Here is a 10,741-nt window from a genome sequence, read left to right on the forward strand (position 1 = left end):
ATGCCCTAGACTTCAATCATTTATTCAGTAAATTTTAAGAAATAAAACCTAATCTCAGCGTAGTTAAATATTAGAACTCATCGTATGCGCTACACATCTATCATTCAGCAATGGAAAAAACCAACGATAAGCCTACCACTATTCAATTTAGTACTCTCAATATGGGTTGGCATTGGTTTAAATATTGCGTTCTACAAACAACTTACTTCACTCACACCTTATCAAGGTTATCCAGCAATTCTTTTTTTAATAGGTTCATCTGTCTTAATCACAGCCGCTTATTTTTTTATTTTCAATCTTATTCATTGGAGATCGAACGTAAAGATATTTGCAGGTATTTGGATTGTAATAGGCGGTATGTCCGCATATTTTGTAAATAATTTAGGCATTATTATCAATGCTGATCAGATTCAAAATATGATGCAAACCAATACGACTGAAGCATTTGATCTGATAAATATAAGATTAATTGTTTGGGTCGTATTTTTTATTTTGGTTCCTCTTTATTTTATTTATTGGGTGAATATCAAAAAATCAACGTTTTCTCATACTCTTTGCAGGAAAATGTTATACAGTGCGATCAGTTTAGTTTTAGTGTTTGGTTGTGCTTATTTATATTATGTTGACTATGCTGCTATTTTTAGAGAAAACAGAGAGTTGAAAGGGATGATCAGCCCTCAAAATGTCGTTGCAGCATCCTTCAGTTATTATAAACATCTTCAACCTCCCAAAAATACGACTATTCACCCCTACGGACGTGATGCACACCAATTTATTCAAACGGCGACCCATCAAACTCCAAAATTGATGGTTTTAGTGATAGGAGAAACAGCACGTGCAGAAAGTTTTCAGTTGAATGGATATGATCGAGCTACAAATCCAGAATTACGCAAATTAAATATAATCAATTTTCGTAATGTCAGTTCCTGTGGTACTGCAACAGCGGTGTCCGTACCTTGTTTATTTTCTGGTATGACTCGACAAGCATATACAGAAAAAGTCGCAAGACAACGGGAGAACTTACTCGATATTATTCAACGTGCGGGCTACAAAGTCACGTGGATCAATAACAATTCAGGATGCAAAGAGGTTTGTAATCGGGTTGAGCGTTATGAAATTCCCGAATCTATTCGTAAGCAATGGTGCGATTCTAAGGGTGAATGTAAAGATGAAATATTGATTGATAGCCTTAATGCCTATATTCAAGCCATTCCCAAAAATGATAAAACGCCAAGACTTATCGTACTCCATCAAATGGGAAGTCACGGCCCAGCTTACTATAAACGGTCCACTCATCAATACACACCCTTTCAGCCGACCTGTAACACCAGCGCAATTCAGGGATGTAGTCAACAAGCTCTGATCAATACGTATGATAATTCAATTGTATATACAGACCATATTCTCGCTTCGACAATCAATTTATTAAACAAACAAACTCAATTTCAATCCGCTTTATGGTATTTATCAGATCATGGTGAATCCACGGGTGAACATGGAATGTATTTACACGGCGCGCCTTATCAAATTGCACCATCACAACAAACTCATGTGCCGATGATCATGTGGTTTTCAACAGCATGGCGAAAACATCAAGCGTCAACTGTACGATGCATTGAATCTCAGAAAAATGATGTACTTAGCCAAGACAATGTCTTTCACACCATGCTAAGTTTATTGAATATTCATACTACAACATTACAACCCACATTAGACCTCAGCCAACAATGCAAACCTCAATTACAGAACAGAGCCTAATATGAATAAAATCCTGATGATTGAAGATGACTTTATGATTGCAGAGTCATCTCAAAAGTTGCTCCAATATCAATCATTTGAAGTAGTCTGGGTCAATAATGGCATCGATGGCTTAAAACAATTAAATCAACAAGCATTTGATTTAGTGCTGCTCGATCTTGGATTACCTATGATGGATGGAATGCAAGTACTCAAACATCTTCGCTCACTATTTCCTTCAATTCCTGTACTCATTATTTCAGCAAGAGATCAACTTCAGCACCGTATAGATGGATTAAATCAAGGTGCTGATGATTATCTAGTAAAACCATACGAGTTTGAGGAGTTATTAGCGCGTATTCACGCCATAATCAGACGTACATCTCAACAAAATACATCTCAGATAAAAAAATTTTTAGAATTTGGCGGACTCAGGTTAGATCTTGAACAACATATCGCGAGTTTTGAAAATCAGACGGTTGAGTTTTCAAACCGTGAGTGGGCTTTATTAATTCCACTCTTAACTTATCCAAATAAGATTTTTTCGAAGTCTAATCTTGAAGAAAAACTGTATGATATTGAAAATGAAATCAGCAGTAATACCATTGAAGTCTATATTCATCGCATACGCTCAAAATTAGGTAAAAATTTTATACGTAATGTGCGAGGATTAGGTTATCGGCTAGGTCAGCCTACACCATAAAACAAGAATTGATAAATGACGCAACCCTACTCTTTACAAAAGCAACTTGTTGTATTTACCTCAATTTTTAGTGTGGTAATGGGATGTATATTGGTTTTTTCAGCCTATAGAACAGCTTTAGAAGAAACAAATGAAATACTTGATGCTCAGCTGAAAAATCTGGCAGAGCGCGTTGCAAAATTTAATCCAGATCCTGTAAAGAGTAAATTTTCACATTTAAAACAGTACCATGAAGAAGATTTATTTGTAGATGTTTGGGCCTATGACCAACAATCACATTTACATGAAAAATTTAAACAGTTGGTTGAGCCAGTCGCTAAGTCAGGTTTTTATCATCACACTAATCATTATGGTAAATGGCATACCTATGTGATTCCATTGAAAACTGTTCAAGTTCAAGTGAGCCAGCAAGACTCTGTTCGACAAGCTTTAGCCATAGAGCTCGCAATCAACATGTTTTTACCTTATTTAATCATTATGCCCTTCGCGATTTATGGCTTAGGTTTTATAATTAGAAGAAATTTTGCTCCATTTGAGCAATTTAAATCCGAATTAAGTACACGTAAACCAAATGAGCTGACCGTAATTGACCCTCAACAGTACCCTATTGAGCTAGTACCCAGCATTCAAGCGATCAATCAATTATTTCAAAGGATCTCTGATGCCCAACAAGAACAAAAACAATTTATTGCAGACGCCGCTCACGAATTAAGAACACCAATTACAGCATTAAATCTTCAAACTAAAATTTTACTCAAAGAGCTCCCCCATCACGAATCGTTAATCAAAATGAATAATGGTTTACACCGAACTCAGCATTTGGTCGGACAGCTTTTAAATCTCGCTCAACAGGATTCATTAAATGCCAGTAACGAGAAAAAAGTGAGTATTCGTTTAGATGAACGTGCTTATCAATCTATTGAACAATTGATTCATTTAGCCTTAACCAAAGAAATCGATTTAGGTATGGAACGTTACGAACACGTTCAAATTATAAATTACTCATCTGCTATAGATTCAATATTAACCAATTTAATAGAGAATGCGATTAAATACACGCCCCCCAATGGCATCATTAACGTTTCGACATTTCAAGAGAATGATATAGCTATCATTCAAGTCGAGGACAGTGGCCCAGGAATTTCAGCAGATCTGTATGAACGTATTAAAAAAAGATTTTATCGAGTCGAGCAACATCAAGAAATTGGTAGTGGCTTAGGTTTATCAATTGTTGAAAAAGCGGTAGAACGTATGGGGGGCAATCTTATCTTTGATCGCAGCCCTCAATTAGGTGGTTTATTGGTGAGAGTGGAAATTAAACTACATTAATTGCTTAGGCTAATTTAACCTTATCTTTTAGACTAAATATTACGACATTGAACATCCAAATCAACCAACCTGTCCAAAGATTATGACTCAAAAAATGTGCACCTCTAAGCATTTGGGTCCATCCCATAAGCATTCCCAAGAGAATTGCACTCAATAAGTAAAATTGAGCTAATTTTGTTTTTTTGTTCCTGAACACAAAATACCCACTCAATAATGCAAAACCTGCAGAAGCATGACCTCCAGGAAAACAATGCCCAACTTTACTACTGAGACTCCAGACAACTGTCATTCCCTGAGGTTGAGCTGCATCCCATGGACACATCAAGTTCGACTGTGATTTGAACAATGCTATTGAAATAATTGAAATTAGAGCAACTGCAAAAATTGTGATGTAATTTTTAGAGGTTTCCAAACGTTGATTTCTCGATTTGGGATGAGCAACCATGACTGCATATATCAGCATACTGCAGTACATTGCGATTAGTACATATTTAACCCATTCATGTGCTATTACACGCATCCAAAATGCATCTTTTAAATAGAACACTCCTTTTGAATTTAAACCTAATTGAATCAATTTCATGTCGACTGCACCATGTACTGGAAATAGATTGACCAAAATGAAATAGCTCAAGATTAAGGCGATACATTGCTTGCGATAGAAAAAACTCATACGAATACATCGAATAAAAATGTATTTAAATTAATCAGGCTTAAAATTTTCTGAACGATTTGACATCAAATAGACTTTTATACTGCATAACGATATGCTTAAACCAACCTGAGTTGGGTTTAAAAAATAAAAAAGTGTTAAGGATAACCACAATGCAAACTCAAGAATTACTTATTCCGAATGGCAATTATCAAATCCAAGCGGATTTTTATATGCCAGAGCCGATCACAAAAGATTCTAGTCTCATCATTATGGCTCATGGCTTAGGTGGAGAAAAAAGCTGTGGCTTAAACTCTTTCGCTGAAGCTTATGCAGAATTGGGATATAACGTATGTGTATTTGATCATTCTGGTTTTGGATTAAGCAGTGGTCCTGTTCAGCATCTTGTCGATAAAAATAGTCAACTTCAGGATTGGAAAGTCGTTATCGACTATATTCAAACCCAATTCTACATCCCGAAAAAAAATATCATTTTATGGGGATATTCGTTCAGTGGTGCGCATGTTCTAACATTAGCAAGTGAACACACCTTTAAAGCAGTGATCTCTAATTTTCCACACGTTGATGGTTTAGCGAGCTTGACACTGTATCCGAAAAAATATTTATTGCCTGCAACCATGATTGCATTACAAGATTTAGCCCTAGCAAAAATAGGTAGAGTCAAAACCATGCCTGTAGTTGCAAAAGATCGGTTTGCCATTTTGGCGGGTGAAGATTGCTATGATGCCTATTATCGACTGATCCCAGACGGGATGCATTGGAAAAATGCTGTACCAGCTCGAATCGTTGCAACCATTGGTTTATACCGACCAACAATGATCGTTCATAAAATTCAATGCCCTGTTTTTGTGTCAGGTGCGGAACTAGATTCACTTATTCCTATCAAAGCAACACGTAAACTCGCACAAAAACTAAAACAAGGTGAATATCGTGAGTTCGTCTGCGGTCACTTCGATCTATTCCATTCGCCCGTTTTTGATCAACTCATCGCAGCGCATCAACATTTTTTGGAAAAACTAAAATAAACTTTTAAAGTTGGTAGTTATATCCCTTACTGCTTAAGTAAAATTCACTGATGAAATGGCATTCTTTTAGAATGTCATCAGTGACTTGTTGATGCTGATAGTAGCTGTGTTTCATTAATGCAAAAACCATTTCAACCAAATACACCGCTTCCTCTTTTCTATTCAATTTCAGCGGATGTACTTTCTGCTCAAATACCGCTTGTAAATCATGAGCAATCTTCTCAATGACGATTTCCTGTAAATTAAAACCGTCAACATGTACTGGCCCACCCAAAATCAAAATACTTGCAGCAGGATTTGAATTGTAGAACTCAGCCACCTTAGAAATTAGATCAAAACAAATATCACGTGTTGACCAAGTTTGATAGCACTCATTTTTAAACAAAACATAGGCCTGCAGTTCATCTAAATAACGTTTCACCAATATGCTGAACAAATGATTAACTGTTGGAAAGTATTGATAAATCGTAATCTTAGGAAGATCGGACTGTGCTGCAATTTCGGGAATAGTACAGTGATTGATGCCTTGTTCTTCTAATATTTTCTTTGTTGTTTCTAGTACAAGTTCCAACCTTGCTTTACTTCTTTTTTGTACAGGAAGCTTAATTTCATCAAAAAGCATTTAAACAAATCCCCTGTCTTGCTGTTTAAAAATAAATCGATTATAGTCATAAAACCAACTATAGTTGGTTATGAATAAAAAGAACATCATTCAAGGATATGAATATGAACACAGTCTGTATCATTGGTGCAGGTCCGTCAGGAATTACGGCTGCTAAAAATTGTCAACAAAATGGTATTGCATACGATATCTTCGAGAAAAATGACAAAGTCGGTGGGAATTGGGTGTTTAATTCTAAAACTGGTCATTCTTCAGTCTATGAGAATACACACATTATTAGCTCGCGTACAATGTCTGAATATGAAGATTATCCAATGCCAGACAGTTATCCTGACTATCCACGACACGATCATCTACAGCAGTATTTTGAAAATTATGCCAAACATTTTGGTGTATATGACAAGATTAAATTTCATCACACTATTCACCATATTCATAAAAATGAAAATAAAAAATGGGTGGTGGATTACACCGATGATCAAGGTAAAGAACAACAGAAAATATATGACTATTTAATGGTTGCAAATGGTCATCACTGGAAACCGAAATACCCTGAGTATGAAGGTGAATTTACTGGCAAGTGGATGCATTCACATGATTTTAAAGGTGTAAATGACGACTGGCGTGGAAAGAAAATTTTAGTCATTGGTGCAGGTAATTCAGGCTGTGATGTTGCCGTAGAATCAGCACGTGTCTCAAAAGATGTGTATATATCGATGCGCAGTCCACAATGGTTTGTTCCAAAATTTATGTTTGGACATCCCGCAGACATACTCGTCAAGTCAATGGAAAAACTTCCGCCCAAAATGCGCCAAAAAATTCTGACCAAATTGGTAAAAGCATTCAGTGGAAATTACGCAGATTTTGGCTTGCCTGTAAATGACAAACCGATGCTGACACAACATCCAACGGCGAACTCTGACTTCATTGACTATGTGCGTCACGGTAAAATCAAACCAAAACCAGCGATCAAGCGTCTCAATGATAAAATTGTAGAATTCGTCGATGGTACTCAACAAGAGTTTGATATTATTTGTTGTTGTACTGGTTTCTGGACCGTCTTCCCTTTCTTCGATAAAGATTTTATAGATTTCCAACATGCTGAAAAATTACCGCTTTACCGTAAAATGATGCATGCAGAACATGACAATCTTTATTTCATTGGTTTATTCCAGCCACTAGGTTGTATTTGGCCAATTTCAGATCACCAAGCCAATTTGGCATGTCAGGAAATCTTAGGAAAATATAAACGTCCTGCTGATATGAAAAAAGCGATTCAGCATGAGTTAGATCATCCACATTACAACTTTGAAGGCGGTCAACGTCATGCAGCAGAGGTTGACTATAATGACTTCCGCGCTGAACTCGTGTCAGACCTTAAAACTGCTGGTGTCATCATTCCAGAGCGTAAACCTTTGGTTTCAATCCGTAAATTAGTTGGTTCTTTACTGACTGCATAATTTAGTGTATTTCTAGGTCATCAGTGAGTGTTACGTTAATCGTGAGCACTCACCTTACATAAATACAATCAACTCAAAATAAAAACTTAAATGATCAATAGCAGGAGCTTTGCATGCACGGACGTATGATGTTTCAACCTTTATTAATCAGCAGTTTACTAGAACATGCTGCTGAATTTCATAAAGACACCCTGATCGTTTCAAAAAACACCGATGGCTCACTTTACGAAACCAATTGGGGCGATGTATCGGATAATGCTAAACGTGGTGCAAAGGCATTAAATGAACTTAAACTCATTCACGGCGATTGTATTGCAACATTAGCTTGGAACAATCATCGTCATTTAGAGGCTTGGTATGCTATTTCTGGTAGTGGTTTAATCTGTCACACCATTAACCCAAGATTATTTCCAGAACAACTGATTTTCATTATTAATGATGCACAAGATAAAGCGATTATTTTTGATAAAACATTCCTACCTTTGATTACAGGAATAAAAGCACATATTCCACTGGTGCAACATTTCATCTGCTTAGATGCACCTGATGAAAAGATTCGTCAAGCCTTACCCGAAGTCTTGTTCTACGATGATTTAATTGCGGGTCAAACTGCAGAATATACATGGCCTGAATTTGATGAAACCACTGCTAGTTCACTATGTTATACCTCTGGAACAACAGGCAATCCTAAAGGTGCTCTCTATTCTCATCGCTCAACTGTTCTTCACAGTTTAGCGGCCAGCTTACCTGACTCACTCAATCTGTCAGCCAAAGACATTATTTTACCTGTAGTTCCGATGTTTCACGTTCATGCGTGGGGAACACCTTATGCCGCAGCGATGGTAGGTGCTTCAATTATATTACCAGGGCCGGGTCTTGATGGTGAGAGTCTAGTTAAACTCATTGATCAATATGAAGTGACTGTTGCACTTGGTGTTCCTACCATTTGGCAAAGCTTATTGGTCGCTGCAAAAGCAATGAACAGTTCACTGACCTCTTTAAAACGTAATGTCATTGGTGGCTCGGCTTGCCCACCAAGCATGTTAGCGACATTCCGTGATGTATATGATTGTGAAACCATACATGCTTGGGGGATGACTGAAGCTAGTCCACTTGGCACTGCCAATCAATTCAAAGCTAAACATAAACAACTTTCTCAGGATCAACAAGCAAAACTACGTCTTTCCCAAGGTCGCCCACCATTTGGAGTCAGTATTCGTTTAGTGTCTGAAGAAAGAGGAACCGATCTTGTTCCACATGATGGTGAGACTATTGGTAATTTACAAATCAAAGGACATTGGATTGTTGACAAATACTTTGGTCAGTCCGACTCACCATTGACCAGTGATGGATGGTTTGATACTGGAGATATTGCATCCATAGATGCAGATGGTTATCTGCATATTAGTGATCGTGCCAAAGACTTGATTAAATCTGGTGGAGAATGGATCTCTTCTGTAGAGCTTGAAAATATCGCAATGGGTCACCCAGAAATTGCGATGGCTGCAGTCATCGCAGCACAACATCCAAAATGGGATGAAAGACCTGTCTTAATCGCCGTTAAACATCCTGATAGCCAAATCACTGAACAACAACTCATGGATTACTATGCTGATAAAATTGCTAAATGGCAAACTCCAGATAAAGTGATTTTTGTCGATGCCATACCGCTTAGCGGCACTGGAAAAATGCTAAAAAGAAAACTCCGCGAAGAATATGGACATGTATTAATGTGAGTTCAGGTTAATTTCTCAACTCACTCATACTAACTAAATAAAGCTGTAACTGTACATCAGTTACAGCTTTATATTTGAGCCATTACGAATAATTAAATTAGCAGTATCACGACCTGACAGATATGCACCATGCACAGTACCTGCATAATCGGTATGACAATGTTCACCTGCAAAATATACTTGCGCTGGATGCTCCTTTTTGAAGATCTCTACATCATCTTTAGTGTGTCCGACTTTTGGAAAACTAAATGAACCTAAACTAAACGGATCACTCCCCCAGCGAGTAATTATAATATTTTGAATTTCATTGGATTGAATGCAAATCTTCAATATTTTCTTGATATATTCATGCACCTGTTGATCCGTTGCTTGATCAACCCATTCTGACTTTGTACCTCCAACGAGAAGTAGATAAGTCGGTTTATTATATAAACGACTAAAATCTAAAATACTATACAGCTCACGCTCATCCCCAAAAAATGCCGTATTGTGTTTAAGTGCATTCCCATTAAATTCTAGAGCTTTTGAAAATTGTATAAATATTTTATTGAAAGATCCAAAACCCATCTTTTGAATCGATTGGACTAATCCACTAGGCAAAGGCGGCTCAAACTTAATTTTATCTTGCTTTAAAATACCGAGTGGAACAGTCACCACAACTTGAGAACCTATGTGATGCTGTCCACATGCTGTTTTTATCTGCACTTGATGAGAGTCATGAACGATTTCAACAATATCTGCATTCGTATGAATCTCTAAATCAGCAGCCAAAACTTTAACAATCTGTTCATAACCTTTTGGAAATATCACTTCATCACCTGAGAAGTAGCCTTCAAAATCCATAAAATTATGGGCTAATTGCTCTAAATCAGTCGCAAAAGGATCATGGGCAAGCCTTGAGTAATACTGCTTAATTTTTTGTGTGATGACGTCTCGATCAAAATAATGAAGTTGAAAACGTATCGTTCCTAAAACATTCTCAAGTTGCTCAAAAGCTGAGATATCCTGCTCTATTGATGTATTTAGAAAAACCTTCTGAACATCACGAAGGCATTTTTCAAATTCTAAGCTCTCTTGTTCGGTAAATGGCTGACCATTGGCATGAAAATAATCCACTTGATCATAATTAAAAACTTGAGTACTTATCCGATTGGACTCTGCAATTTTCCATAACGGATTATTATCAATACCATGTATCCATGATGCACCAAGGTCAAAACAATGACCATCAATGTTTTGTGTATGTATTCTCCCACCTATACGATCACGTGCTTCTAAAACAACAACATTAAATCCTGCTGATTTTAAATGCTGAGCACAACTTAATCCTGCAACACCAGCGCCGATAATATAAATAGGATGATTAAAGTCGTTCATTCATTTTTTTATTAGAAAAAATTCGCTTAAAGATATCGCGTTCAAAATTGTGAAAATAGTCGTGTGATGTAATAAATTT

At 36.9% G+C, this 10,741-nt stretch carries 9 protein-coding genes; 6 read left to right on the plus strand and 3 right to left on the minus strand.

Annotated elements, in window-relative coordinates:
- Positions 1-84: 84 nt before the first annotated feature.
- The 3 genes from CL42_RS14280 to CL42_RS14290 are packed head-to-tail and all read left to right on the plus strand — an operon-like array spanning position 85 to position 3,769.
- Positions 85-1,758 (plus strand): phosphoethanolamine transferase, encoded by a 1,674-nt coding sequence (locus CL42_RS14280; protein ID WP_035270028.1) that lies wholly within the window; start codon positions 85-87, stop codon positions 1,756-1,758.
- A 1-nt stretch (position 1,759) separates the two neighbouring features.
- A complete protein-coding gene (locus CL42_RS14285; RefSeq protein ID WP_035270031.1) occupies positions 1,760-2,440 on the plus strand; it encodes a response regulator transcription factor in 681 nt (226 codons plus the stop codon).
- A gap of 15 nt (positions 2,441-2,455) precedes the next feature.
- Positions 2,456-3,769 carry an ATP-binding protein gene (locus CL42_RS14290; RefSeq protein WP_035270034.1) on the plus strand — a complete coding sequence of 438 codons (1,314 nt, stop codon included), beginning with the start codon at positions 2,456-2,458 and terminating at the stop codon, positions 3,767-3,769.
- A gap of 4 nt (positions 3,770-3,773) precedes the next feature.
- Here the strand turns inward: CL42_RS14290 and CL42_RS14295 are convergent, their stop codons facing one another.
- Positions 3,774-4,442, minus strand: coding sequence for a phosphatase PAP2 family protein (locus tag CL42_RS14295; RefSeq protein ID WP_035270042.1), 669 nt, complete (start codon positions 4,440-4,442; stop codon positions 3,774-3,776).
- A gap of 152 nt (positions 4,443-4,594) precedes the next feature.
- On the opposite strand from CL42_RS14295, the gene CL42_RS14300 reads away from it, so the two are divergent.
- Complete coding sequence (locus CL42_RS14300; protein WP_051586640.1) at positions 4,595-5,467, plus strand: alpha/beta hydrolase; 873 nt, start codon at positions 4,595-4,597, stop codon at positions 5,465-5,467.
- Between the two features lie 4 nt (positions 5,468-5,471).
- Here CL42_RS14300 and CL42_RS14305 read toward each other — a convergent pair whose 3' ends face one another.
- Complete coding sequence (locus tag CL42_RS14305) at positions 5,472-6,089, minus strand: TetR/AcrR family transcriptional regulator (protein ID WP_035270045.1); 618 nt, start codon at positions 6,087-6,089, stop codon at positions 5,472-5,474.
- Positions 6,090-6,193: 104 nt separating this feature from the next.
- Between CL42_RS14305 and CL42_RS14310 the strand changes: the two genes are divergently transcribed.
- Positions 6,194-7,549, plus strand: a complete 1,356-nt coding sequence (locus CL42_RS14310) for a flavin-containing monooxygenase (protein WP_212771606.1) — start codon at positions 6,194-6,196, stop codon at positions 7,547-7,549.
- 113 nt (positions 7,550-7,662) lie between these two features.
- Positions 7,663-9,285: a long-chain-fatty-acid--CoA ligase gene (locus tag CL42_RS14315; protein WP_035270050.1), complete on the plus strand. Its 1,623-nt coding sequence runs from the start codon at positions 7,663-7,665 to the stop codon at positions 9,283-9,285.
- Between the two features lie 60 nt (positions 9,286-9,345).
- Here the strand turns inward: CL42_RS14315 and CL42_RS14320 are convergent, their stop codons facing one another.
- Positions 9,346-10,662: a flavin monoamine oxidase family protein gene (locus CL42_RS14320; RefSeq protein WP_035270055.1), complete on the minus strand. Its 1,317-nt coding sequence runs from the start codon at positions 10,660-10,662 to the stop codon at positions 9,346-9,348.
- Positions 10,663-10,741: the final 79 nt, after the last annotated feature.

It is taken from the genome of Acinetobacter sp. Ver3 (assembly GCF_000632455.1).
Taxonomy (GTDB): domain Bacteria; phylum Pseudomonadota; class Gammaproteobacteria; order Pseudomonadales; family Moraxellaceae; genus Acinetobacter.

Excerpts from the sequence above, each read along its gene's own strand:
- CL42_RS14280 (WP_035270028.1), top strand. The coding sequence starts at position 85 with ATGCGCTACACATCTATCATTCAGCAATGGAAAAAACCAACGATAAGC.
- CL42_RS14285 (WP_035270031.1), top strand. The coding sequence starts at position 1,760 with ATGAATAAAATCCTGATGATTGAAGATGACTTTATGATTGCAGAGTCA.
- CL42_RS14290 (WP_035270034.1), top strand. The coding sequence starts at position 2,456 with ATGACGCAACCCTACTCTTTACAAAAGCAACTTGTTGTATTTACCTCA.
- CL42_RS14295 (WP_035270042.1), bottom strand. The coding sequence starts at position 4,442 with ATGAGTTTTTTCTATCGCAAGCAATGTATCGCCTTAATCTTGAGCTAT.
- CL42_RS14300 (WP_051586640.1), top strand. The coding sequence starts at position 4,595 with ATGCAAACTCAAGAATTACTTATTCCGAATGGCAATTATCAAATCCAA.
- CL42_RS14305 (WP_035270045.1), bottom strand. The coding sequence starts at position 6,089 with ATGCTTTTTGATGAAATTAAGCTTCCTGTACAAAAAAGAAGTAAAGCA.
- CL42_RS14310 (WP_212771606.1), top strand. The coding sequence starts at position 6,194 with ATGAACACAGTCTGTATCATTGGTGCAGGTCCGTCAGGAATTACGGCT.
- CL42_RS14315 (WP_035270050.1), top strand. The coding sequence starts at position 7,663 with ATGCACGGACGTATGATGTTTCAACCTTTATTAATCAGCAGTTTACTA.
- CL42_RS14320 (WP_035270055.1), bottom strand. The coding sequence starts at position 10,662 with ATGAACGACTTTAATCATCCTATTTATATTATCGGCGCTGGTGTTGCA.